At 45.5% G+C, this 24,647-nt stretch carries 23 protein-coding genes; 4 read left to right on the forward strand and 19 right to left on the reverse strand.

Annotation, left to right across the window (positions count from 1 at the left end; genetic code table 11):
• Window positions 1-3: 3 nt before the first annotated feature.
• The 19 genes from ABDW16_RS10615 to ABDW16_RS10705 all read right to left on the reverse strand — a co-directional run bounded on the left by ABDW16_RS10615 (window position 4) and on the right by ABDW16_RS10705 (window position 17,729).
• Window positions 4-1,212, reverse strand: coding sequence for a beta-ketoacyl-[acyl-carrier-protein] synthase family protein (locus ABDW16_RS10615; protein ID WP_343669605.1), 1,209 nt, complete (start codon window positions 1,210-1,212; stop codon window positions 4-6).
• Window positions 1,213-1,215: 3 nt separating this feature from the next.
• Window positions 1,216-1,479, reverse strand: coding sequence for a phosphopantetheine-binding protein (locus tag ABDW16_RS10620; protein WP_343669606.1), 264 nt, complete (start codon window positions 1,477-1,479; stop codon window positions 1,216-1,218).
• 15 nt (window positions 1,480-1,494) lie between these two features.
• Window positions 1,495-2,055: a hypothetical protein gene (locus tag ABDW16_RS10625; RefSeq protein ID WP_343669607.1), complete on the reverse strand. Its 561-nt coding sequence runs from the start codon at window positions 2,053-2,055 to the stop codon at window positions 1,495-1,497.
• Between the two features lie 21 nt (window positions 2,056-2,076).
• A complete protein-coding gene (locus ABDW16_RS10630; protein WP_343669608.1) occupies window positions 2,077-3,333 on the reverse strand; it encodes an NAD(P)/FAD-dependent oxidoreductase in 1,257 nt (418 codons plus the stop codon).
• Complete coding sequence (locus ABDW16_RS10635) at window positions 3,330-4,397, reverse strand: methyltransferase (RefSeq protein ID WP_343669609.1); 1,068 nt, start codon at window positions 4,395-4,397, stop codon at window positions 3,330-3,332. Before ABDW16_RS10635 ends, ABDW16_RS10630 begins: the two co-directional genes overlap by 4 nt.
• A gap of 13 nt (window positions 4,398-4,410) precedes the next feature.
• The gene (locus tag ABDW16_RS10640; protein ID WP_343669610.1) at window positions 4,411-5,514 is read right to left on the reverse strand and encodes a beta-ketoacyl synthase N-terminal-like domain-containing protein; all 1,104 of its coding nucleotides are present in this window, start codon (window positions 5,512-5,514) and stop codon (window positions 4,411-4,413) included.
• A 22-nt stretch (window positions 5,515-5,536) separates the two neighbouring features.
• On the reverse strand, window positions 5,537-5,962 hold the full coding sequence (locus ABDW16_RS10645; RefSeq protein WP_343669611.1) for an acyl-CoA thioesterase: 426 nt from the start codon (window positions 5,960-5,962) through the stop codon (window positions 5,537-5,539).
• Window positions 5,963-5,978: 16 nt separating this feature from the next.
• Window positions 5,979-6,710 carry a hypothetical protein gene (locus ABDW16_RS10650; protein ID WP_343669612.1) on the reverse strand — a complete coding sequence of 244 codons (732 nt, stop codon included), beginning with the start codon at window positions 6,708-6,710 and terminating at the stop codon, window positions 5,979-5,981.
• Between the two features lie 18 nt (window positions 6,711-6,728).
• Window positions 6,729-7,148: a 3-hydroxyacyl-ACP dehydratase gene (locus ABDW16_RS10655; RefSeq protein ID WP_343669613.1), complete on the reverse strand. Its 420-nt coding sequence runs from the start codon at window positions 7,146-7,148 to the stop codon at window positions 6,729-6,731.
• A 5-nt stretch (window positions 7,149-7,153) separates the two neighbouring features.
• On the reverse strand, window positions 7,154-8,044 hold the full coding sequence (locus ABDW16_RS10660) for a lipid A biosynthesis acyltransferase (RefSeq protein ID WP_343669614.1): 891 nt from the start codon (window positions 8,042-8,044) through the stop codon (window positions 7,154-7,156).
• Window positions 8,044-8,301, reverse strand: coding sequence for a phosphopantetheine-binding protein (locus tag ABDW16_RS10665; RefSeq protein ID WP_072360041.1), 258 nt, complete (start codon window positions 8,299-8,301; stop codon window positions 8,044-8,046). Before ABDW16_RS10665 ends, ABDW16_RS10660 begins: the two co-directional genes overlap by 1 nt.
• A 181-nt stretch (window positions 8,302-8,482) precedes the next feature.
• The gene (locus ABDW16_RS10670; protein WP_343669615.1) at window positions 8,483-9,709 is read right to left on the reverse strand and encodes a beta-ketoacyl-[acyl-carrier-protein] synthase family protein; all 1,227 of its coding nucleotides are present in this window, start codon (window positions 9,707-9,709) and stop codon (window positions 8,483-8,485) included.
• Between the two features lie 134 nt (window positions 9,710-9,843).
• Window positions 9,844-10,572 (reverse strand): 3-oxoacyl-ACP reductase FabG, encoded by a 729-nt coding sequence (gene fabG, locus ABDW16_RS10675; protein WP_343669616.1) that lies wholly within the window; start codon window positions 10,570-10,572, stop codon window positions 9,844-9,846.
• 20 nt (window positions 10,573-10,592) lie between these two features.
• Entirely contained in the window at window positions 10,593-12,131 is a 1,539-nt protein-coding gene (locus ABDW16_RS10680) for an aromatic amino acid ammonia-lyase (protein ID WP_343669618.1), read from the reverse strand.
• A 106-nt stretch (window positions 12,132-12,237) separates the two neighbouring features.
• On the reverse strand, window positions 12,238-13,527 hold the full coding sequence (locus tag ABDW16_RS10685; protein ID WP_343669619.1) for a hemolysin family protein: 1,290 nt from the start codon (window positions 13,525-13,527) through the stop codon (window positions 12,238-12,240).
• Between the two features lie 23 nt (window positions 13,528-13,550).
• Entirely contained in the window at window positions 13,551-14,282 is a 732-nt protein-coding gene (locus tag ABDW16_RS10690; RefSeq protein WP_343669621.1) for a ZIP family metal transporter, read from the reverse strand.
• Entirely contained in the window at window positions 14,279-14,857 is a 579-nt protein-coding gene (locus ABDW16_RS10695; protein WP_343669623.1) for a phosphatase PAP2 family protein, read from the reverse strand. The genes ABDW16_RS10690 and ABDW16_RS10695 overlap by 4 nt, the downstream gene beginning before the upstream one ends.
• A 2-nt stretch (window positions 14,858-14,859) precedes the next feature.
• Window positions 14,860-15,633, reverse strand: a complete 774-nt coding sequence (locus tag ABDW16_RS10700; RefSeq protein WP_343669625.1) for a class I SAM-dependent methyltransferase — start codon at window positions 15,631-15,633, stop codon at window positions 14,860-14,862.
• 65 nt (window positions 15,634-15,698) lie between these two features.
• Window positions 15,699-17,729, reverse strand: a complete 2,031-nt coding sequence (locus ABDW16_RS10705; RefSeq protein ID WP_343669627.1) for a sulfatase-like hydrolase/transferase — start codon at window positions 17,727-17,729, stop codon at window positions 15,699-15,701.
• Between the two features lie 367 nt (window positions 17,730-18,096).
• Here ABDW16_RS10705 and glmM point away from each other — a divergent pair, with 367 nt between their 5' ends.
• From glmM to ABDW16_RS10725, 4 genes are all read left to right on the forward strand, one after another.
• Entirely contained in the window at window positions 18,097-19,479 is a 1,383-nt protein-coding gene (gene glmM / locus ABDW16_RS10710; protein WP_343669628.1) for a phosphoglucosamine mutase, read from the forward strand.
• A 156-nt stretch (window positions 19,480-19,635) separates the two neighbouring features.
• Window positions 19,636-20,763, forward strand: a complete 1,128-nt coding sequence (locus ABDW16_RS10715; RefSeq protein WP_343669629.1) for a cysteine desulfurase family protein — start codon at window positions 19,636-19,638, stop codon at window positions 20,761-20,763.
• A gap of 661 nt (window positions 20,764-21,424) precedes the next feature.
• Window positions 21,425-21,958, forward strand: a complete 534-nt coding sequence (locus ABDW16_RS10720) for a hypothetical protein (RefSeq protein ID WP_343669630.1) — start codon at window positions 21,425-21,427, stop codon at window positions 21,956-21,958.
• Between the two features lie 49 nt (window positions 21,959-22,007).
• Entirely contained in the window at window positions 22,008-24,611 is a 2,604-nt protein-coding gene (locus ABDW16_RS10725; RefSeq protein ID WP_343669632.1) for an outer membrane beta-barrel protein, read from the forward strand.
• Window positions 24,612-24,647: the final 36 nt, after the last annotated feature.

Here is a 24,647-nt window from a genome sequence, read left to right on the forward strand (position 1 = left end):
TTCCTAACTATTTTCCTTCGAGAAGACAAGGCTGGAGCAGTTTCCGCCGAATCCAAAAGAATTTGACATGACATTGTTGATAACGTTGCCTTCAGAAAATGAGGTCACCGGCGAAAAGCTCAGTTCCTTCATCTGGTGGCTGAACTGCGCATTGGGATAAAGATAGCCTTCTTTTACAGCCAGTGCGGCAAATACGGCTTCTATACCCCCACTGGCACCCAATGTGTGACCAGTGAATGATTTGGTGCTGCTGGCCGGAGGCACGGCATTCCCAAATAAACGCTGGATGGCTGTACCTTCTGACAAATCGTTGTTGAGGGTACCTGTACCATGCAGGTTGATATAACTCATGTCTTCAGGGGTAATGCCGGCCATTTGCATAGCTTGCTGCATGGCCAGGTAGTTCCCTATACCATCTGGCGAAGAAGCCGTCTGGTGGTAGGCATCATTGGCATTGGCATACCCGGTCAGCTTACACCATGGGTGAATGTCCATCTTTTGTGCAATGGCATCGCTAACCATCACAATGTAGCCGGCGCCTTCGCCAAGGTTCAGACCAGTGCGGGTATCGTCGAACGGACGGCAGGCTTGCTGGTCGAGAATCATGAGGGTGTTAAATCCATTGAGGGTGAAACGGGTCAGGGCATCTGTACCACCTGCAATCACCACATCGACCAGGTGGTTTTTGAGCAACCTGGCGCCATACATAATAGCGTTTGCAGAAGAGGAACAGGCCGTGCTGATAGTAGATACATGATGGCGGATGCCCAGGGTATCGGCTACCAGCTCAGTGATGCTGCCGCACTCGTGGTTAACTACATCGCGTAGTCTGCCGGATTGGTTATCCTGCAGGTATTCGGCAAAGAAGTCTTCCGTTTTGTCCATACCGCCTACGGTGTTGGCAGAGACGAGGCCCACCCGGTATTCGCGGATATTGCCCAGCTTTGCGCTTTCCCAGGCTTCCTTCACAGCTATGGCACTGAGCAGTGCAGTTCTGCTGATGTGGGCAGGGAGTCCTGACTTTACAGCCAGGGTAGCGTTGTCAGCTTTTACTTCTACTACCGGAAAGCTGTCGCGATGTGCGGAGGTCAGGTATTGCATAGTGGTCATACCCGGCTTCATTTGCCGGAAAGCCGCAATGCACTCCGGTACGTTGTTACCAATACCGCATATGACGCCGCCACCTAATACCCAAACATCGTTTCCGCTCATGGTCTATTGATTTTGTTGCTGGTGTGCTGTGATGAAATTGGCAATTGAGCGTACGGAATGAAAGATTTCAGGTCCCTGCTCAGGATTGGCAATGCGGATACGATAGTGCTGTTGCAAAAGAACGATCAGTTCCAATGCATCGATGGAATCCAGGCCCAGTCCGTCTTTGAACAGGGGCATATCGTCACCGATATCCTCCGGTTTTACTTCCTGCAGGTTCAGTTGCTCTACGATCTGGGCTTTGAGTGTAGCCATCAAATTTTCCATGTGTTTGCTGTTTATTTATTTTTCGATCTGATGAAGGATCACTTCGTACTCACTACCCATCACCTCTACCCATCCACACAATACGGCACTCACCGCCCCTTCTGTCAGTAACTGTTTTGTATAATTCATGAGCAGCGTCTCATCATACCTATCCGAAGTAAAGAACACATTCTCTCCTTTAAATCCATGACGAATGCTGATCTCTCCCATCACTATGTTTGCCAGCGTGTACACAAACAACGCCGGACTGGGAAATTCCTTAATAGAATCAAAATAGCGCAGGTCTGTATCCAGACTGGCGCTACGATTGGCTAATACTAACCCGACTTCCTCAGGTGCATACCCGGTAAACGGTCGGTGCTGTAACAGGACCTCTGCCGCCAGCCACCCCAGCTTGCTGAGATGATCCATCTTATGAAATTTGGGATACTGCCCTGAAAAATGATCATACGCCGCCCGCAAAAAGTCGGGCAATGGCTGATCTTCTCCTGCCTCCCAGATCACTACATTGTTCCTGTAGATCCGGTTGTTCCGGATCGCAACACTTCCTGTAATATTTAGCCCGGTGCTATCCAAGTTCTTCGCTATTAAATGATACTATGCAAGGTTTTTATCTCCTTCCTCAATCTTTTCCATCAGCTCGATAGTACGTGCCAGACGTTGCAATCCCGTATCATGGTTCTTTACATACGGATTGGTTTCGTCCCATACGTAACCAGCCAGTACAGAACAAATCTGGTTCTTCACTTCCTGCTGAATCTTCTTTGCAAAGAAGATCTTATCCAGGGTACCCTCATACCATGCCATCACATACGAGCGGAAGGTATTCACACCCTGCATGGTGGGCTGCATGTATTCTTTTTCCCAATCTATATCTTCCCCTTTCAGCTTGCGGATCACCAGTTTAGATGCCGTCTGTGCAGACACACAGGCCAAAGTTACGCCAGATGAGAAAATTGGATCCAGGAATTCAGTCACATTGCCTGTCAGCACAAAACCTTCTCCATAAAACTTATCGGTGGTAGCAGACCAGGATTCCAGTACCCGTGGCTCAAATACCAGCTCTACGTCTTTGAAACGCTCCCTGGTATATGGTTCTGCGTCCAGCATGGCCCTAAATTGCTCTTCCGGAGTACCTGGAAACTCATCATGGAAAGATGGATCACTCACAAAACCTACTGACGTATTGCCGGAGCTAAATGGAATAATCCAGATCCAGGTACCCGGCCTGTGTACAACCGCTGTAATACGGTTAGGCTCGTCATATTTCAGTCGGTTTACATCCACAGTGTGGGCAAACAATGCCTTGCGTGGTTGTAAGTTAGAGTTCTTTTCCAGGTTAAAGAGACGTGGAATCACGCGGCCATAGCCACTTCCGTCCACTATAAAACGAGCTTCGATCTGGTACTGTCTGCCATTGGCATCTTCTACCGTGGTAACAGAATCGGAGCCATTGAATTCGATATTGGTCACAGTGGTATTGTAGCATACCGGCACCCCCATCGCTTCTACAGCATCTGCCAGTGCTTTATCGAAATCGGCCCTGGTTACCTGCCAGGTCCAATCCCAACCCTGTGTATGTTGTTCCTTAAAAGTGAAATCACAAATTGCATCGCCCTTGACGAACTTGGCGCCAAACTTCTGCTGGAAACCTTTCGCCGCTACTGCATCTATAAAGCCCGCTTCTGAAAGGGCTTCCATACTACGGGGCAACAGGCTCTCCCCAATCACAAATCGGGGGAATTGTAATTTCTCGACGATTTTTACAGAATAACCAGCCTGCCTGATAATAGAAGCAGCCACAGTTCCTGAAGGGCCGGCACCAATGACCAGCACGTCTACTTTTTCTCTCATTTTTTACACTTTAAGAGGGTATAGTTTAAGCCCATTTCGTTGTTTTCCTCTACGATACGCAAACCTGCATCTGCAATGCATTTGAAGAAATCATCAGTGTGGTACATCTGACTGTTTCCATTGGCCATTGCTGTAAAGTAAAGACTGGTCTGCTGCAGACTGAATGCTGCTGATTTGAAACGCTGCCTGTTCCAGAATGGTTCCAGGATATAGATAGTCCCGTTTTCTGTCAGCGCTTCCCGGCAACGTTTCAGGATAGATACAATTTGCGCTTCGGAGAAACAGTCCAGGAACTGGCTCATCCAGATCGCATCGAATCCCTGTGGGAAAGGCAGGCTCTCATCCAGGATATTCGCTTCGTGGAAGGATACGCGATCTGCTACACCTGCGTCCTTCATTTTCTGTGCCGCAATTTCAATTTCACCTGGCAGGTCGAACATAGTCACACGTACATCGGAGTCATGTTGTGTACAAGCCAGTGTCCATTTGCCGGTATTACCGCCAATGTCAAGCAACGTGCGTGGTTTATTGGCAAATACAATCTCTAATGCCTTTGGGAAGGCCAGATCGGAATAATAGTGGTCAAAGTCGAACCAGCTCTTGCCAATTTCTGGTGGCAGGAGTGGTAAACCGGGGTAAATGGTATCCCATGGCCCCAGTTCTTTCAGGCCCGCGGGACGGCCTTCCTGCAGGCTTTCCTTCAGGTGGTTCATACCCAGGTAACAGATATCCTGGGAGAAATCCATGTTGATACGGGTCAGCCTGTCATGTTGAATAAAGTAACCTGTTTTAGTCAGGGAATATTTCTTCTGTTCACTTACTATCAGCAATTCCATGCCCAGACCGGCCTCCAGCAATACACGTACAGCATAGCGAGACAGTTTTACTTTCTCTAAAACTTCTTCAATCGTCAAGCCCTCAGGACCACTGTTACTAATCACTTCCAATATGCCAAAGTCACGCAGTGCGCGGGTGGCCTGAAAGGCGATCGGTGCAAATGCCAGTCTCAGGGCTGCTTCCTGTGCCTGTAGGGCTGTCTTTGTTTCTTTACTAAAAAGCTCCATGCTGTGTGTATATCTATTTAGAAAATACCATCGCAGCATTACACCCTCCAAATCCCGACACTGTTTTCAGGAAATGCTGCATTGGTTTATGAGTTATCTGATTATTGATCATCACCGGCTGACTTACCCCCAGTGTTTCAAATCCTAATGTAGGGATAACCGTATCCTGCTGTAGCGCCTGCATACCAATGATTGCTTCTATCAGGCCGGCGGCGCCCAGGGTATGACCATAGTATCCTTTCAGACTGTTCACTGGCGTTTCCAGCAAACCAGCCAGGTGCAGGGCTTTAGACTCCATCTCATCATTGTACATAGTAGCAGTACCATGTGCGGATACAAACCCTATATCCGATGTCGTTAGTCCCGTTCCTTTCAGTGCCTGATGTATGGCATAACTTAGTTCTGCACCAGTACGACTTGGACCTGAAATGTGATTGGCATCGTTTGTTACAGCGCCTGCGCCGACACGAATGCCGGAAACCTTAGTAGTCAACAGCACAGTTGCGGCACCTTCACCCAGCGTTACACCTTTGCGCGCTGCATCAAAAGGGCGGCAGGGCTCAGGGCTCACTGCCTGGAATGACTGGAAGCCGGATAATACAAACTTCGTCAATACATCTGCTCCTGTTACAATCGCCTGATCATAACGACCTGACAGGATCAGTCTTCTGGCGGTGAGAATCGCCAGCAACCCGGAGATGCAGGCATTGCTCACCACAATCGGATCGGCAGTATACCCAAAATAGGTGGCTACCTTGCGGGCAGTATGAAACAGTTCCATTTCTGCCATCACAGGGTTTTCCTGTTCTTCCAGCAGTTCTATATTCCCTTTGGTAGTCGATACGATGAAAGCAGTACGCCCATCGTTGATATCAATATCGGTTCGATCCAATACCTGCTGTACAGACCGGATGAGCATCTGTTCAAAACGTGTAAGGGCAGGCATATTCAGCTTTCCGGGTGCAAACATGGCAGCATGAAAAGGACCCGGTGAAAAGGCCGGATCATCATGCAGGCGAATGCCGCTCTGCCCATTGCATACCTGTGCAAAATTTTCAGCTGTCGTACTACCCAGCGGAGAAAAGATATTATCTGCCGCTACATACACATTCCTCATATCCGCTCATTTATTTAGTTTGCTAGAGCTGACCATGCTCCCTTTTCCATTGCTCGAAAAAAGGAGGCATGGTCAGTTGCAATGAATTTGTCTCAATATCCAGGAATACCTGCATAGAACTGCCGTCTGCCACCAGCTCTCCGGTGGCAGCATTATATAGTTTATACTCAAACTTCAGTTTGGCTGCCCGGGTATTTACATAGGTGGTTTCCACAATGACACGGTCTCCATACCGTAAAGAGCGTTTGTAATTACAATCTACTTTTACAACCGGCACCGAATAACCGTGATTATATATATCGAGGTAACGGAATCCATACTTTTCTCCGAAAGCTTCACGGCCATCTTCAAAATAGCGTATGTAGTGACCATGCCATACTATTCCCAGCGGATCTGCTTCGTTAAACTTTACCAGTATATTGGCCTTTTCCGTTAGTGTCGGGTACATATATTCATCAGTTTTATCACGCTGCCTTCTTGCCTTTTTTAACGGCTTTCGGCTTCGCAGTATCAGCTTTGGGCGCTTCCGCTACCTTTTCTTCAGGAGCTGATGCAGCGGTTTTTGCCCAGTCTTTATATTTATCTGAACTAATTGTGTGCAGTACTTTGTAAACGGTATATGCCCAGTAGTTGCGGAAACCGAAACCCTGTGCCTTACCAGTTATTTTTTCTGTGAGCAGCACCTTCTTTGTGCTCAGGTTAATCAGGGTCGCATACATCGCTGCTTCCTTGTCGGTTTTGCTCATGCCATCCATGATGAATACCAACCCAATGCCCGTCTTGCCACTCAGGTCATACACCTTTACGTGCTTGCTGATATCATCGGGTGTCAGCTTACCCAGGTCGTTCACATTGTCTGTCTTCATCCCGGCCACATTAGCATTCTCATTCACTTTGTTTACCGCATCAGGGTAATTAATTACGGCCGCATCTCTTTTGAAAGAGCCGGCTATGTCATACTTTTTCGCCTCAGTAACAATAACAGAATTGATAGGTTCAAACTTTGTGCTGATTTCTGTAGGGGTAGCAGTCTCACCCTGAATCTTCGTCAATGAAAAGTCTACACCCAGGTAGGTCAGCGGAGTAGACGTGTTGGCGAAAAATTCTTTTAAAGATTGTGCATAACTGTGTATGCTTGCGCTACATAACAGGAACAATGTCAGCAGAAGAAAAGGTTGTTTTCTAACATGCGTCATAAAGAAAGGTTTTAGTGATTAGGGGTTTATAAATATTTTCAGCTCACACTGAGCCATCACTTTTCCGTTTAACTGAACTTTAGCAGCTACCATAGTAGCATTGAACACCTGGCTCACAATCTCCGTGGTGGTTTCAATAAAGGAGCCTGCAGGTGGAAACTCAAACACTTCAAAATCTTTTACCGCACCAATAAAACCGATGGGTACAGGGGTATTTTCCTGTTGCGCTACGTAACCTACTCTGGCTGCGGCAGTCTGTGCCATATTCTCCAGCAGACCAGGTGATTTCAGTACGCCATCTTCTACAAACAGGTTGTCCGGCGCTATCTGAAGGCCGGTGCGGGTAATATTATCTTTTACTTCCAGGATACCACTGATCATCACGATCGGCGTACGCTGAGGAATATATGTTGTAATGTCGTCTGTATGGATGAACATCTTCTTTAATTGTTTTTAGGCTGTTCCCAGAAATCGTAATAGTTAAACCATTGATCAGGATACTTTTTCACCATACCTTCCAGTTCCTGCACAAAGTCCTGTACAGCCAGTTCTACCCCCTGCCGGCGCCTGCCATGATATTCATGTGGTGGCGTAGCATAGAGGTGGTAATGGGTATTTGTCTCCTTAAATGCAAAAACCAGTGATACCGGTACCCTGAAGGTGGCTGCCAGCAGAAATGGTCCTGCCGGAAAACTGGCTTCCTGCCCCATAAAGGTAGCAGTCACCGTTTTGTTGCCTGCCAGAAACCGGTCTGCATGCATGCATACCAGCTCCTGATTGCTCAGCGCTTCATTGATGGCGTAAATGTGCGACAAATCATCCTTAATAACAATGATATTCACATTACGCTCTCCCGTTATACTGGATAAATACTTTTTGATCCGCTCATGCTCCCCGTCAAACATCACAATATTAATGCGGGTCTGCAGCCTGGTAAACAGGTGACCTGCTACCTCCCAGTTACCCAGGTGGGCACTGAGCATGATACCGCCTTTACCCGCAGTGGTAATCTCTCTGAGGTATTCCTCCCCCTCGAATTCAAAGGTAAATTTATTAGACAATCCGGACATGACAATGACCTTATCGATCAGTACCTGTCCGAATACATAGTAATTCCCGTACACACTCCACAACGACCTCCACCAGCCATAACCTACCTTCGTATGAAAATATTGAAAAATAGGGCGAGATGAACTATAGGAAAATAAGAAATAATATGCGGCTACAAACCTTAATAAAATGTAGGCAGGCAATACGCCTCCATAACGTAATGTCCCAATAAAGATGCTGTACCCCAGTTTATTCCCTTTAGACTTTCCCTCCCAGGAAGCCATTATACCAGTTCTTTTTGTTTAAGACGATTGGCTACATAGTCATAAAAATCCTGGAAGGTAATGATACCCTGGAAATCTTCAGGGTTTACCTTGAAGCCAAAATTATTCTCAATTACTACTACCAGGTCAATGTAGTCCAGGCTATCCAGGTCCAGGGTAGCCTTCAGGTTAGCATCAGGCGTCAGGGAGGCCAGATCAGCCTCAAATTCCTCCACGAGGAATGCATTCGTCGTTTGTATAATCTCTTTCTTATCCATAATCAAGTGTAACTAACTCAGATATAGGTTGTGATGTTTAAAAAAATTGGTTTGAAATAGTTCGCGTCACCTAATCGTCTTTAGTATTCCTTTATCTGTCTGTACCCTTCTTAATGTTGTGCGTTGATCTTTGCCTCAAAGTTATAATAAATACTCTAAAGTGCTGACAGTTAACAACAAGCTATCCATTATTCCACTTGCGGACTATCAGGGAAGAATTAGTTCCCCCAAATCCAAAAGAATTAGACAAAAATATATTAAAATCTTTATTAATGGTAGTATCAGCTATATTTAATCTGGCCGCCGCACCATCCGGATTTTCCAGGTTAATATTAGGCGCAATGAACCCGTTTTGCATCATCAGCATAGAGTACACAATCTCACTGGCACCCGCCATCCAGCACTCATGCCCCGTCATAGATTTGGTGGAGCTTACATAAGGTTTGCCCTCGCCAAATACCTGGTCGATGGCTGCCGCTTCGCTGGCATCACCGGCTATTGTACTGGTAGCATGGGCATTGATGTATTCCACTTCAGACGGTTTTAACCCGGCATCTTTCAGTGCAATCTCCAGCGAACGTACCGGCCCTTCGATAGTCGGGTTAGAGATGTGCGCACCATTGGAAGAGAATCCATAACCAATTACCTCACCCAGGATGGTTGCGCCCCGGCGCTGTGCCGATTCCAGGCTTTCCAGGATCACAGTAGCCCCGCCACCACTAGGTACCAGGCCATCCCTGTCTTTATCGAACGGACGGCTGGCCTTTGCAGGGTCATTTTCCCTGACTGAAAAGGCGGCAATACCGTCAAAGTTGCCCATGGAGTAAATATTGATTTCCTGTGCACCACCACAGATTACACAATCCTGCATGCCATTGCGGATGAACATATAACCCAGTCCAATGGCATGAGAACCACTGGCACAAGCCGCACTCACACTGAAGTTGATACCTTTCAGCTTGAAAATAGTGGCCAGGTTCATATTGATCGTAGAATTCATGGTCTGGAACACAGAACCGGAACCTACCAGCATGGTGTCTTTCTTTTCACGCATGATGTCGGTCGCCTCTATCACAGGTTTCGAAGAACTATCATTCCCAAACAATAGCCCTACTTCCTTCTTTTCCAGGTAATCCTGGTCTAACCCTGCCATAGCCAGTGCTTCGCGGGTACTCATATAGGCAAACTCCGCCTGCTCCGGCATCATGAGGCGGGCACGGCGATCCAGCATCCCCTTCAGGTCCGGCCGGTCTACATAACCAGTCAACCCTGAGCGATACCCAAACTCTTTCCTGGCAGGATCCAGGATAATCCCGGACTTACCTTTATATAATGAGTCTCTTACAGCTTCCAGGTTTTTTCCAATACAGGAATAAATACCTAATCCGGTAATCACAACTCTGTTCATGATAGCAAATTTTTAGAGCAGCCTACATGCGAAAATATAAAAGTACACGGGGATTCTACCCGTTTTGCAGGCAGGAGGTAAATGTGTGGATGTGTGACAGTTAGGTGCATTGGTTTACAATGAATTATACTTTATCAGGTGTACAGACCACCATTGATGGACAGTACTTCACCTGTGATATAAGCAGACGCTTTGCCGGCAAAAAATGCCACTGCTTCTGCTACTTCCTCGGGGGTTCCGAACCTGTTCATAGGTACCTGGGCGGCCAGTTCCTTTTCGTTCAGTTCAGCTGTCATATCAGTTTTAATAAAACCGGGCGCTACCGCATTCACCGTCACGCCACGTTTGGCTACTTCCTGAGCCAGGGCCTTGGTAGCACCGATCACACCTGCTTTGGCAGCAGAGTAATTGGTCTGACCAGGCAATCCTTTAATACCTGACAGGGATACAATATTAATGATACGTCCGTAACGTTTCATCAACATGTTGTTCAATACCTGCTTGGTTACATAGAAGAATCCATCCAGGCTTGTGCTCACCACATTCCGCCATTGGGTGGAGTTCATCCAGAACAGGAGATTATCTTCACGGATACCGGCGTTGTTCACCAGTACTTCGATTTGTTTTTCTTTATTGGCTTCTACCCATCCGCCCAGTACAACCTGTACTTCCTGCTCATTGGCTACGTCAAACTGTAAAGTTTCTCCGTTACTTCCCTTCGCACGTACCGCTTCCAGTGTTTCATTGGCAGCAGCTTCGTTTCCTTTATAGTTAACAATTACATAATAGCCCATTTCGGCCATCTTCACACATATCGCTCTGCCTATGCCCCTGGAGCCACCTGTTATTAAAGCACATTTCATCCTTTAGTATTTTAATCCTTTTAGATATTCACTTTTGGTTCGTGCTGTACCAGGTAATCCTTAATCCTTTTAGCATCCTTGTATTTAGGGCTGTCCTGGATAAATTTAGGGAAAATTGCCCTTACTTCCTGGTAGATCAGGTGTGAGAAGGAGGACAGCTTATCCTGGCAATTCAGGTAATCCACCGCCTGCAGCATCGTCATCACCTGGATGGCCAGTACCTCGAAGGTATTCTCAATCACCTTCTGGGTCAGGAGCGCTGAGTTGGTACCCATGCTCACAATATCCTGGTTATCATTATTGTTAGGAATACTGTGCACATACATCGGGAATGACAACGTCTGATTCTCAGCCACAGTAGAAGTAGCTGTGAACTGGATACCCTGCATACCGAAGTTGAGCCCCAGCTTGCCCAGGTTCATGAACGGCGGGAACTTGTGATTGAGCTTTTCGTTCATCAGGTAGTTCAGCTGCCTTTCAGAGAGCATAGACAGTTTGGTAATTGCGATCTTCACCTTGTCCATTTCCAGGGAGATGTAGTCACCGTGGAAGTTACCACCATGAAATACGTTTTGCTGGTGATGATCCACTACCGGGTTGTCACTCACAGAATTCAGTTCCTGTACCACGATCTGCTCAGCATGTGCCAGCGTGTCGTATACCGGGCCCAGTACCTGTGGTACACAGCGCAGGGAGTAGTACTCCTGTACTTTATCTTTAAAGATCTCTTCTTCCAGTTCTTTGTAGAAGTGGTCCGGACGGTGCCTTACCATTTTGCTATCCTTCAGAATGTCGCGCATAGCGGCAGCTACTTTGTTCTGACCGGCATGTTTCTTTACGGCATTCAGTTCGGCAGAGAGGTGGTCGTCAAATGCTTCCACGATCTCATTGATCATAGAAGACAGGATCAGGCTCCATCCCAGCAGTTTCTTTGCCTGGATGATGTTTACCAGGCCAATACCTGTCATGGTAGAGGTACCGTTTATCACTGCCAGCCCTTCCCGTACATGCACACCTATTGGCTTAATGCCGAGTTGTGCATACACTTCTGCTGTAGGGCGCAGCTGGCCCTCGTATACTACCTCTCCTTCGCCGATCAGCACCAGTGCCAGGTGAGCCAGCTGTACCAGGTCACCACTCGCACCTACCCCACCATGCTCATATACACAGGGATATACATTTTTATTGATCAGGTCCCGCAGTAATAAAACAAGCTCAGGATGCACCCCCGAATGAGCCTGCATAAAACTGCTGAGACGAGCTATCATCAGGCCTTTGGTCAGTACAGGATTCAGGTAGTTACCGGCCCCCGAGCTATGGCTGCGAATCAGATTGTATTGCAGCTGATGTGTATCGCTTTCGCTGATGCGGTATTGTGCCATTGGGCCAAAACCGGTATTGATACCATAGATCAGTTTTTTGGCGGAAAACTGCTGTAAGAATTTAAAATTCTCCTCTACCTGTTGTAAAGCCGCTGCATCAAGGGACAATTCCTCCCCATTGAACAAGACCCGGTGCACTTCTTCCAAAGAAAGCTCTTTACTTCCTAATACGACCATTGTATTGTGTTAAATTAAATTATTTACTTATGTAAAAGTGAGAGCAAAATTAATAAATTCACTCAATTATCCCTCCCCAGGGAGTTAACTCATTTTTGCATGTTGGTTATCCTTCCTCCACCTCCGGCGACGGGGCTACTACAAGTACTTTATCAATTCTGTGGGCATCCATGTCGACTATTTCAAAGGTAAACCCCCTCCACTCGAATTTCTCCCCTACTTTCGGAATGTGCTCCTGGTGATGCAGGATAAAGCCGGCCATCGTATCGAATTCCTGCTCAAATTCCGTCATCCACCCCTCTTTGTCAAACTTGCTGAGGAAGTCATAAAATGGAATCTGGGCATCTACCAGGTAGCTGCCATCCTCGCGCTGTACAATCTCCCAGTCATCGTCCTGACCTGTTTCCGGCATGTCGCCCACGATCGCCTCCAGGATATCGTTCAGGGTGATCATACCCAGGAAGGTACCGTATTCATCTACAATAAAGGCAGCACGGCTTTGGGTTTCCTTAAACTTTTCCAATACCTGGTAAGCAGAGTTGTTCTCGGGAACAAACAGGGGCTTTCTCAGAATGGTACTCAGGGAATAATTGTTGGAAGCGGCAGCCATGTAGAGATCCTTAATCTTAATAATACCTACGATGTGGTCTACCTGTCCTTCGCATACGGGGTATACGGAGTGGGGGCTGTCAAATATTTTCTTCCTCACTACCTCTTTATTATCATGAATGTCCAGCCATTCAATATCTGTACGGTGGGTCATGAGAGAGGTAATATTCCGGTCACCGAGATGGAATACACGCTCGATGATCTCCTGCTCGGTTTCTTCAATAGCGTCTGATTCTGTAATCAGGGCTTTGATCTCGTCTTCAGTGAGGTTATTGTCAGATGGCTTCACATTGAAGATCTTTACCAGCAGGCTGGTAGAGATTCCCAGGAGCCAAATAAAAGGATACGTAATTCTGGACAGCAGGATCATCGGCCTGGCCACGCTCTTCGCAATGCCTTCCGGGCGCGCCATCCCTACCCTTTTGGGCAGTAGCTCTCCCAGTACGAGCGTTACATACGTCACCACCACCACAATGATGGTAATGGCAATGCCATTGCTGTATGGGCTGAGCAGTGGTGATCTGGAAATAATGTCGACGAGTGTCGCTCTGAGGAAAATACCGGATAGAAGTCCAATAGCAATACTTGTCAGGGTAATGCCAACCTGTACCGTAGACAGAAACCTGTCCTGGTTGTTTGCGAGCTTTAATGCTGCTTTTGCTTTTTCATCCCCTTTATTGGCAAGGTATTCCAGCCTGGCCTTCCTCGCATATTCCATAGCTATTTCCGCCATGGAGAAGAGACCGTTTAGTAAAATAAGGATGAAGATAATGACGACGACTTCCATATTAAAAGCCTAAAAATAAAGAATTATTCAAATATTAAAGTAAGAAATGCTAAAAGGAGACCTGCCAATATGGCCAACACCTTGCGCTTGCTCAATTCATGATGACGTGTACCACTTTCGTAGAAAATGGTGGTGGATATATGTAAAAAAGCTCCGATCACCAACGCTACCAGGTAAACGATAATGTTCGTGATATATACGGAGTGACTGCCAAGAACGGAAGCCAGTATAGCGGCAGCCGGAGTGACGGCCGAAAAGATAAGAAGAATACGCCATAGTTTCGCGCCATGCTGATGACTATGTATCATGACAGTGATCAAGGTCATGGCCTCCGGTAGCTTATGTGCAGCTACCCCTATCACGAGCGAAGACAGGGTAGCAGGGTCTGCGAACTGGAAACCCAGTGGAATCCCCTCCATAAACGCATGTACGGAAAGCCCCAGCAACAACGGGATAATAGACACATGATCATGATCTCCCTGTGGCAGGTGAGTATGTCCATGCTCTGCACCGTGCGATAATTGTTGTAAAGCTACCTGCAAAAAAAAGCCGGCTACGATGTAAATACCTGCCCGATGGCCCAGTTCATGGTACACCTCCGGTACCAGGTGCAAAATAGTGATGCCGAAGAGGCAGGCGCCAGACATTGCCAGCAGATAAATGGGCAGGTTGGGATTTGCCTTCCTGACCACCATTGGAATAATACCACCACCTACGGTAGCAGCAAATATGATGATTAATAAAAGCCAGTTCATGTTGTTAGTTCAGATTCCAGTCGGATACGGCGCTGAAAAAAGCCGCCGCTCATTACTCCTAAAAATATCCCTAATATGGCACCGCCAGCTACATCAAACGGGTAATGCACCCCCACGTATACCTGCGCATAGCTGATAGCAATCGCCCACAGGAAAAACAGGGAAGCAAACCATTTGTTGATATGACGAAAAGTTAAAAAACAAAAAGTACCCAGGGCAAAGTGGTTGGCGGCATGGTTGGAAGTGAAACTGCCACTCTGTGGGCAATAACTCACCAGGATACGCACTGTACCGGCCAGATCAGGGTTACGGCAGGGTCGTATCCTGTCGAAAAAGTCCTTGATATGCAGGCTGCTCTGGTCAGCAAGGCCAAAGGTGAGCAGGAAAAAAGCCAGCCACCAGAATCCCCTCCAGCCAAAGTTGATAGTGACAAATACAGCAAGAAAAAGGTATAATGGCGCCCACATGAAGGGTTCCCTTAGCATGGGAATGAAGGCATCCATCCACGGCGTATGCCATTGGCCATTAATCAGGTTGAATAACTGATGGTCCAGGTGAAGCAATGCTTGTTTCATGTCTAAGGTTTTGTGGCAATAATGATCAGTCTGGGTGACAATTGCTCATTGAAGGCATTGAAATGGTAATCACCAAAGACCTCTGTTATCTGTAAACCCTGACGGGCAAACATCTCTTCAAAGTCTGCTAAGGTATAGGCGCATACGCTTTCAGTAAAAGAAGCGCGCTGCAGGCGGGCACGATCCAGGATATTAATCTGCTTATGGAAATGACCATCTACCAGCTCACGCTGTATGTCGAAGACAACATCATCCTTTTCTTTTACCTCGCTGCCTACCAGGTGTTGCCCCACATAAGTACTGTTCAGGTAGTCCAGAACAAGTTTACCTCCCCCTTTGAGGGAGTTCTTCAGGGTGCGGAGCGCATTGTCGTTTTCCCTTTGCGACTCGAAGTAGCCAAAGCTGGTGAAGAAGTTGAAAACCAGGTCGAAGTAGTTGACCCGGAATGGGAGGCGCATATCGTGCTGGAAAAAGCTCAGGTGATCGTTTTCCAGTTTTTTGGCAATATTGATACTGTTGATAGACAAATCGATACCCGTAACGAAGTATCCTTTGTCCGCCAGGTAGCGGGAATGGCGGCCACGGCCACAGGCTACATCCAGCATGGTGGCACCGGCGGGTGGTTGCAGGTATTCCAGCAACTTGTCGATAAATGAGGCAGCTTCTTTATTATCCCTGTTATTGTACAGCAGGTAATAATAGGGAGAATTGAACCAATCTTTGAACCACTGTTTTTGTACTTCCACGTCCGTATCGTTATATGCTTCTATTATCATAATCGGGAGTGCAAGATACTAAATATCCCATTGGAGTTTGCTTTCGCAAACTCCAATGGGATATTCTATTTAGCGTTCGGCTTCTTATTGTTAAACATCAGGTACCTCGTACTCTCATACATCGCCCTCGCCAGCCGATCCAGGCTCTTTGCCGTATCCGGCAGCTCTTTCACTACATTCTTCATCGGATCTTTGGATTTCAGGTCGTACAGCGCTGGTACCCCGGTTTTCATATTTATTTCATACTGGTATTGATCACCAATTACGGCCATATGGGTCATCAGGTTCTTGGCATATACACTGAGTGTATACCTGGTGGTAATAGTAGAATCCAGCATATCCCTGCCCATAGTGTAGTTCTTCACTGGCATACCTACCAGCTTCGCCATGGTTGGGTATATATCCACCAGGCTCACCGGGTATTTGATCACCCCAGGCCGTACCGTACCCGGCGCATAAATGAAACAGGTCGCATGTACCCCCCCACTTCCCAGTTCATATTCCGGTACCGGCATGAAGTGGTAGGGATTGAGGCTACAGTTATGGTCGCCAAACATGATAAAGATGGTATTGTCCAGGTAGCCGTTTTTACGCGCCTGATCTATCAGGTGGCCTACATTGTAATCTTCATAACGAAGGGCATTGAACTGATCGATGGACACAAAACCGGCCTCTTTGAACTTCGCCATGTCTATATCCTTCTCCGTCACCTTTTTAAATCCCCCACCACCAGAAGTGGTAGTATAAGGAGGATGATTATCAGCCAGTTGCAGGAAAGCGATGAATGGCTGCTTCCTGTCATTGGCATTTTTAAACAATTTATCGGCTTCGTTTACCAGGTCATAGTCAGCAATTCCCCATACATCGGCCTTTGGCGCACTGTACATTCCTTCTTCATACACTTTTACCCCCTCCACATTGTTGGTAAACACGGCACGTATATTCGCCCAGTTCGTATTTCCACCCAGCAGGTAATATTTTTCATACCCCTTGAACTGGTCCATGATCACCCGCTGGTCTACCATCTGTGGATGGCGGCTGGCAGTTTGGGTAATTGTCACATCCGGCACACCGGTAGTCACCCCGTACACAGTACGGGCGGTGCTGATAGCTGGTACATAAAAATGATTGAAGAGGATCCCACTGTCAGCCAGCGCCTTCATGTTGGGCGTAGCCTGCATCGGATTGCCGTACATACTAGTAATACAAGCCCCTGTCGATTCCAGCATGACCAGTACCACGTTCATTTTCTTCTTCTCGTCCGATCCGGGAATTTCCCGCTCAAAGTTCAGCGTATTCACATCCGGGTGGTCAATACCCAGGTAGTCCACAATAGTCGGGTAGTATTCCTTCGTTTTTTTCTCGTCAAATGTATCGGCCTGTACACTCAGGTTTGAAACGTAGTATAGAACCGGGTTCAGACCTAAACTGGTAATACCATTGTCCCTGCTGAACATGGCCTGGCTCCAGCGCAGCGGAAAGTAAGCCACATTGCCATACATACCGGCAGCAAACAACAGGATGGTACCCACCGTCCAGCTGGTATAACGGCCAGCCTTCAGGTAAACAGGCGACTCTTTAGACAGGCGATGGTATAAACCCTTGTACTGGCGCCTCATCAGCCACATAAAGAGGCCAACGGCAATCACCACTCTTACAATGGGATAAGTCTCCCACAGCATAGTAGCATTATCTCCTCTCTCCCCGTCAGACAGGAAGCGCATCACGGATGGTTCGATTCTGAGACCCAGGTAGGCATAATGCCCCAGGTCAAAGATGTACAGCCATATCAGCACGAAATAGATAATAAAAAGGTAGACAAACGTAAATCTCCTTATCCAGTTCTTTGTAAAAAAGGCGTTCCGGAAGATCAGGGCTATGATCAGCAGCGGCGCCATGACATAGAGGGCGAGGCGCAGGTCGAAACGCGCACCAAAATTCCAGGCTTTAGCAATGGCTCCATTATCGTGAACGGTTGATTTAAAAAAGAAAAAATAAAATATCAACCGAAACAGCAATGTGAAAAGGTAAAGGAATATGGCCTGAACAATCACATACCGAATATACCTTGGTATATTCTTCCAAAATGATTTCATGTAATGTGGTGCTATTTTAGTACTTGAGAATGTTCAAATTCTTAACAATAATTTAAACAGGGGGCAAATATACCAAATTCCCAATGTGATGCCCGAAGGATAAGTTTAAAATCCCATTAAAAGGTAAAAACCAATTACATAAGTATTAAAACCTGCTGAGTATGCTAAAATGAGCAAAAATTGATGAAATATTACCTTATATATATAATATGTACAGGCGCAAAGCGAGAATTCTGCCAGCTGACTGATACAATTTTTGTACACTTTACAAAAATTCCTTGTATATACGCAAAGGGTTGGAAATATGGAATTTGTCATTTGAGAATTGGAACTTTATCTTTGCCCTTCTCTAATAAAATTGAAATTCGTGGCACTGATCAAATCGATTTCTGGTATTCGCGGAACCATCGGAGGAAAACCCGGCGAAGGGCTTTCTCCTCTTGATGTGGTAAAATTTACAGCAGCATTCGGGACATGGCTCACACAACAATCTGACAACAAAAAAGTAGTTATTGGCCGTGACGGACGTATCTCCGGCGAAATGGTCAAGCAACTGGTTGTTGCCACCCTGAATGGTTTGGGACTGGACGTGGTAGACCTCGACCTTTCCACTACCCCTACGGTAGAAATTGCGGTAAAACAGGAAAATGCTGCCGGAGGTATCATCCTGACTGCCAGCCATAACCCAAAGGAATGGAACGCCCTGAAGCTGCTGAACAGCGATGGCGAATTCATTTCCGGCGAGGATGGAGCAGTAGTATTGGACCTTGCAGCCCGCGAAGACTTTACCTTTGCTGATGTCACCAGGCTGGGTACTTATGAAAAGAACGATACCTATATGCAAAAGCATATAGATATGGTCCTGAATTACCCGCTGGTAGACGTTGCGGCTATCAAAGCGCGCAACTTTAAAGTAGTGGTGGATGCGGTAAACTCTACTGGTGCTACCTTCATCCCGGCTTTGCTGAAAGCCCTGGGTGTGGAAGATGTAACAGTACTGTTTGGTGAAGTGAATGGCCGGTTCAGTCATAACCCGGAGCCTCTGCCGGAAAACCTGACTGCACTGAGCAACGAAGTAAACAAGTCACAGGCTGACCTGGGTATCGCCGTAGATCCGGATGTGGATCGTCTTTGCTTTGTATGTGAAGATGGCAGCATGTTCGGCGAAGAGTACACCCTGGTAGCAGTTGCTGACTATATCCTGAAGCACCGGAAAGGCAATACCGTTTCCAACCTGTCTTCTACACAGGCACTAAAAGATGTGACCCTGAAGGCTGGCGGTGAATACCATCCTTCAGCTGTGGGCGAGGTAAATGTAGTGCGGAAGATGAAGGAGGTGAATGCCGTAATTGGTGGCGAAGGTAATGGCGGTATCATCGTTCCGGACCTGCACTATGGTCGCGATGCGCTCATTGGTATCGGTTTGTTCCTGAGCCATGTGGCACAGACAAAGAAGAACCTGAAGGCAATCAGAAATAGTTATCCTGATTATTTCATTTCAAAGAATAAAATTGAGCTGGATAAGGGTGTGGATGTGAAGACTATCTTTGAAAAGATCAAGGGTAAGTATAAAAACCAGCCGGTAAATACGGAAGATGGTTTGAAGATCGAGTTCGACAAAGATTGGGTACACCTCAGAACTTCCAACACAGAACCGATTATCAGGATTTATTCTGAAAGCCAGAATGAAACCACTGCAGATAACATTGCCAAAAGAATAATGCAGGATATCAGGGAATTTATGCATTAAAATAGTGCTACAGGCAATCGCCAGTCGCCCTAAAAACGCTTTTGCCTACGGCAAAAGCGTTTTTTTTGCCAGGTAATCGATGCTATTTTATTAAAAAAAGTTGGACATTTGTACCCGCCAACGGCGATTTATCAGATCAAAAACCACCTAACCACCTTGAAAAGAATTTATTTTGACAACGCAGCAACCACGCCGCTTGACCAGGATGTGCTGGACGTGATGCTGCCTTTCATGACGGAAAAGTTTGGAAATCCATCTTCCATCTATTCCTATGGCCGGGAGTCACGCCTCGCCATTGAGAATGCGCGCAAGTCGGTAGCCAAAATACTAAATGCCCATCCGGGAGAAATTTTCTTTACCTCAGGCGGCACGGAATCCAGCAATACCGCTATCAACGCAGCCATCCACAACCTTGGCTGCCGGCACATCATCAGTTCTGAAATAGAACACCATGCTACCCTCCACTCCGTAGAGCACCTGCATGTGCGCGACAATATCAAACTGAGCTATGTAAAGCTGCTGCCAAACGGACATGTAGATATGAACCACCTGCGGGAACTCCTCTCTACCTCCAAAGAGCGCTGCCTGGTTACCCTTATGCATGCGAACAACGAGATCGGCAACCTGCTGGATCTGCATGCCGTAGGTAACCTCTGCAAAGAGTTTGACGCCATCTTCCACTCAGATACAGTACAAACAGTAGGTCACTACCCTTTTGACCTGCGTAATACCCCTGTTCACTTTATCAATGGTGCAGGACACAAGTTTCATGGCCCTAAAGGCGTAGGTATCCTGTATATCAATGAAAATGTGAAGATTACCCCGTTCATACAGGGTGGTTCGCAGGAAAGAAATATGCGTGCCGGTACAGAAAACCTGTATGGCATCGTAGGCTTTGCCAGGGCGCTGGAACTGGCTACTGCCCATCATGAGGAACATAAGGAATACATCAACGGGCTCCGTATGTATATGGCTGAAAAGCTGAAAGCTGAGATTCCGGGTGTAGACTTCAATGGCGATCTGTATGGCCGTAGCCTGTATACAGTACTGAATGTAGGCTTCCCAAAAACAGAAAAGAGCGAGATGCTGCTGTTTAACCTGGATATTAATGGTATTTGTGCTTCTGGTGGTAGTGCGTGTACATCCGGTGCGGATGCAGGCTCTCATGTGATCCGTGCCATTAGCAGCAACCCGAACAAGGTAGCGGTAAGGTTCTCTTTTAGCAAGCAGAATACGAAGGAGGAAGTGGACGAGGTGATAGCTAAGCTGAAGGAGATTATATAAATCAACAAAAAAGCTGATGCCGCTGGCATCAGCTTTTTTGTTGATTTTATTTTCTAACCCATTCAAACAAATGGACCAATTTTTATCGATAAAATCTGCCAATCCATATATTTGTTTTGCTCAGGCCGGCGAGCGATACTACATTCATGTTAAGCCAACTAAACCGAAAAGAAACCATTAGGTCAAGTTTTGTTATTTTGTAACCCATCCCTCTTGGTGTTGAAGATGTTGCCTTTCTAAGTCACCCGTTAGAAAGTTATGTGCAAGTTTTAATACAGGACCAGGCTTCATGAGAAACATTCTTTTTATCAAAAGATTAAACCCTTAATTATGCAACAATTATCGTCGTAGATATTTATTGTTCAGTTCCCGTTTTATTTATAGGTTAATCCATTACAGTGCTTCCACCTAAGCACAAGGGTTAGTATAACCTTGTGAAGCATAGGGTATATGCTTATGGCATATGGGAACCAATATGCCTATTCATGAAAAAAATTTCACACTATTATTTGCATGTAAAGCATGTAAGGAATTTTATTGTCTATTCATTAAGATGAAACATTCTGATTCAAGCTGGATTGTATACACTTTCCTTAGGGGAGAGGTATGCCTGCCAGCTTATCCTAAGCTGCTTTTTTTTCAATTTAAAACCATAAACAAAATGAAAAAGTTGTTTTTTTCAGCCGCTCTGGCTTTAGGAGCATTATTTAGTTTTCAGGCGAATGCGCAAAACTATTTTGTTGTTGAAGAGGGACAGAATACGTTTGCAACTATCAGCGCCAATAATTTTACAATTTCAGCTACGCAGTCAGGTACTACTTACACGACTAATCCTCCAAGTGGCGGATATTCAGATATAAATGGGCCTTTGTTAGCTGTTCAGTACGGCACAACTCCTTCTATCATTAATGTCCTGTACATAAATGTTGCTGCCGGTAAAACATTAAAAATAGTCAATAATTACAATGCTACACAGTCATATGCTGTACGCCTGGATTTTTACACGCTCACCAATGGTCAGCAAACGTCCAGTACTTTTAGGGGTGCTGCTGTTAATGTTGGTGGAGGTCAAACGGCTACCCTTTCTATTCCGACAGTTACCAACTTCCAATACACGAGTGCGCTTCCTACGTATTATGACACTTATCAAGGCTATCCGGTTATCATTAAATTAACTATTGAGACCCAAAGCTGATTGCTATATTTTAATGACATTGTTAAGAAATATTATACCTCTTTTCTTTTTGCTGTCCGCAGTCTTCACGGCTGTCGGGCAGCAAAAAGGTTTGGTATTGGGACAATTAAGCGACACTACTACTCATCAATTGCTGAAAGATGCTTTTATTACATTCAACAAAACGAGTGATAGTACCGTTCAAAAAACCATATTTTCCGGAGAGGATGGCCATTTCGCCTGTTCACAGCTGCCCATGGGGCACTATTATTTAAAAATTAATTTCCAGGGGTTTTCAACAGTCACTCTTCCTTTTGTCCTGGACAAATCACAGGTAGACCTTGGGACATTGTATATGTATCCTAAAGTGAAAATGTTAGATACTATTGTTGTATTGGAGTCTGCTGTAATTGTAAAAAAGGATACAACTGAATTCAATGCCAGCCGTTTTCCTACCCCCGACTATGCTTCTCTTGATGCGCTGCTTGCATTACTACCTGGCATTCAATTAAATAATGGAGTTATTACTGTAAATGGTCAGGAAGTAGATCATATCCTGATAGATGGCAAACCATTCTTTGATGGAAGTCCGCGTATGGCACTTGAACACCTGCCCGCTGACATCATTAAAAAGATACAGGTATATGCCAGCAAGGATAAAAATAACATAGGGTTTCCCTCTCTACCTGGATTGCCAGGAAATAAAACGCTAAATATCTTACTTAAGGATGATAAAAAGAAAGGAAACTTTGGAAAAATACTTGCCGGCGCTGGCACCAGTGGTACTTATACTGCCAATGCGGACCTGAACCATATGAATGGAGGTCAACAATTATCCATTATCAGTAAGGCGACCAACGTTACGCCTGAAAGCAGGATAAGTAACACTTCCAATGGGATTACCAGACAGATCGAGGGGGGCATAAACTACCGGGATAGCCGAGACGATAAGGTAAGTATAAATGGTAGTGTGCAAACCAATGATATGCGTAATGAAAGCACCCGGCGTTCACACCTGCTCAATATTTACTCTGGTGATTCTTCTACCGTCAAGAACATGAATGTAAAAGCCATTTCAGATTCCCGTATAAGTTTGGTTAATGCTACCATAGAATATAAACCGGATGAACAGGACGTCATATCTATTCAGCCGAGGGTCTCTTTGCAACAAGGCAATACCAGCTCCGGCCAGGATGGGTATCACCAATATGCATCTTCAAAAGACACTATATATAAAACTAATGGGAATAATTATTCCAACAGCAATAATACTGCTGCATCTTCACTATTACAATACACACACAATTGGAAACAACCGGGGAAGATCCTTATAGCAAGTTTAAATATTGCCGGCAATACCAATCACAGGAGTGTTACGGCTTTTACTCAGACAAATACCTCCTCTCAAATTAATGAGCAGCACCAGCATAATACAAATTCAGAAAGCATACTTGGAATTGATCCTTCCGTAACATATACAATGCCTATAAGGGATAAATTAATGCTTAATTTACAAGGAAAATATTCATATAAATACGATGCAATGTCTTATAAAGTATATTCTTACAATGAAGAAGGCAAATACTTTGATATTATTGACACATCAAACAGTAATGACTACCTCAGCATTTATCAGACAGGAATGATACAGGCAACTTTAAGCAGGCAGTGGAAACTAATTTCCCTGCAGGCAGGAACTGGCGTAGAATCTGACTGGCTCCTTGGCAACAACCAGACTGAAAATAAACAAACTTCCAGAAAATTTTTAAATGTGCTTCCTGAAGTCATGCTCGGTTTTAATGTAGGAAAAGACAGAAATGTACTGCTTAGTTATTCCGGTAAACCAATATCGGTGGACGTACAGCAATTACAGCCAGTATCTGTTACAACAGATTCATTGTACATAACGGAGGGTAATCCTGATCTGTTACAACCATATATTCATACAATAAGTTTTTCATATTCAGCAATTACCAGTCATTCAGGATCTTTTTCAGCTTCCTTTAGCGCTAATTCCACCAGGCACTCCATACAACAATCCCTTACCCTGAAAGATAATGGAGTACAGGTGAGCAAACCGGTGAATTTAAATGGGGCGCAGGATTTCAGTTTACAGCTGAATTATTCAATTCCCGCCATCAATAGAAAATCCAGCTATGGATTTTCGACGAATAACAGGTATTCAAAGACACCTGTGATTAGTAATGGCATTCGTAACGATAGCAGGATCTATAATTTATCTGCAGGTTTTACATATAGCTATATTCAAAAGGATGGGGTGAATTTTTCTTTTTCCACTACACCGGGTTATAGTGCCATACAAACTATAAATGGCACTAACAGTCAATACTTTACAACCAGTTTCAACAGCACCTTAAGTTATTTCTGGCAATATTGGTCAGGTGCCTTTACAGCTTATTATACCTATAATAATAGTCTTCCTTCCAGTTATCGTACAAAGTATCCTACTGCGATCACCTCTATAACTTATCGTTTTTTGAAACATAAGCAGGCGGAGCTTAAATTTTCTATCATAGATCTGTTTAACCAGCAATCAGGGGTTTCCAGGAGTATTACGGCATCAGTTATTTCAGATAGCTGGACACAAACACGTGGTAGATATTTTCAAGGTACGATATCTTATAATTTCAGAAAGTTTGGAACTAAAAAATAGGTCGTCTTAATGGATGAAGGAGAGGTAGGGTGGACT

This window comes from Chitinophaga sp., from assembly GCF_039596135.1.
Lineage (GTDB): Bacteria > Bacteroidota > Bacteroidia > Chitinophagales > Chitinophagaceae > Chitinophaga.

Coding starts and splice junctions, on each gene's coding strand:
- ABDW16_RS10615 (WP_343669605.1), bottom strand. CDS start 1,212: ATGAGCGGAAACGATGTTTGGGTATTAGGTGGCGGCGTCATATGCGGT.
- ABDW16_RS10620 (WP_343669606.1), bottom strand. CDS start 1,479: ATGGAAAATTTGATGGCTACACTCAAAGCCCAGATCGTAGAGCAACTG.
- ABDW16_RS10630 (WP_343669608.1), bottom strand. CDS start 3,333: ATGAGAGAAAAAGTAGACGTGCTGGTCATTGGTGCCGGCCCTTCAGGA.
- ABDW16_RS10635 (WP_343669609.1), bottom strand. CDS start 4,397: ATGGAGCTTTTTAGTAAAGAAACAAAGACAGCCCTACAGGCACAGGAA.
- ABDW16_RS10640 (WP_343669610.1), bottom strand. CDS start 5,514: ATGAGGAATGTGTATGTAGCGGCAGATAATATCTTTTCTCCGCTGGGT.
- ABDW16_RS10645 (WP_343669611.1), bottom strand. CDS start 5,962: ATGTACCCGACACTAACGGAAAAGGCCAATATACTGGTAAAGTTTAAC.
- ABDW16_RS10650 (WP_343669612.1), bottom strand. CDS start 6,710: ATGACGCATGTTAGAAAACAACCTTTTCTTCTGCTGACATTGTTCCTG.
- ABDW16_RS10655 (WP_343669613.1), bottom strand. CDS start 7,148: ATGTTCATCCATACAGACGACATTACAACATATATTCCTCAGCGTACG.
- ABDW16_RS10660 (WP_343669614.1), bottom strand. CDS start 8,044: ATGGCTTCCTGGGAGGGAAAGTCTAAAGGGAATAAACTGGGGTACAGC.
- ABDW16_RS10665 (WP_072360041.1), bottom strand. CDS start 8,301: ATGGATAAGAAAGAGATTATACAAACGACGAATGCATTCCTCGTGGAG.
- ABDW16_RS10670 (WP_343669615.1), bottom strand. CDS start 9,709: ATGAACAGAGTTGTGATTACCGGATTAGGTATTTATTCCTGTATTGGA.
- fabG (WP_343669616.1), bottom strand. CDS start 10,572: ATGAAATGTGCTTTAATAACAGGTGGCTCCAGGGGCATAGGCAGAGCG.
- ABDW16_RS10680 (WP_343669618.1), bottom strand. CDS start 12,131: ATGGTCGTATTAGGAAGTAAAGAGCTTTCTTTGGAAGAAGTGCACCGG.
- ABDW16_RS10685 (WP_343669619.1), bottom strand. CDS start 13,527: ATGGAAGTCGTCGTCATTATCTTCATCCTTATTTTACTAAACGGTCTC.
- ABDW16_RS10690 (WP_343669621.1), bottom strand. CDS start 14,282: ATGAACTGGCTTTTATTAATCATCATATTTGCTGCTACCGTAGGTGGT.
- ABDW16_RS10695 (WP_343669623.1), bottom strand. CDS start 14,857: ATGAAACAAGCATTGCTTCACCTGGACCATCAGTTATTCAACCTGATT.
- ABDW16_RS10700 (WP_343669625.1), bottom strand. CDS start 15,633: ATGATAATAGAAGCATATAACGATACGGACGTGGAAGTACAAAAACAG.
- ABDW16_RS10705 (WP_343669627.1), bottom strand. CDS start 17,729: ATGAAATCATTTTGGAAGAATATACCAAGGTATATTCGGTATGTGATT.
- ABDW16_RS10720 (WP_343669630.1), top strand. CDS start 21,425: ATGAAAAAGTTGTTTTTTTCAGCCGCTCTGGCTTTAGGAGCATTATTT.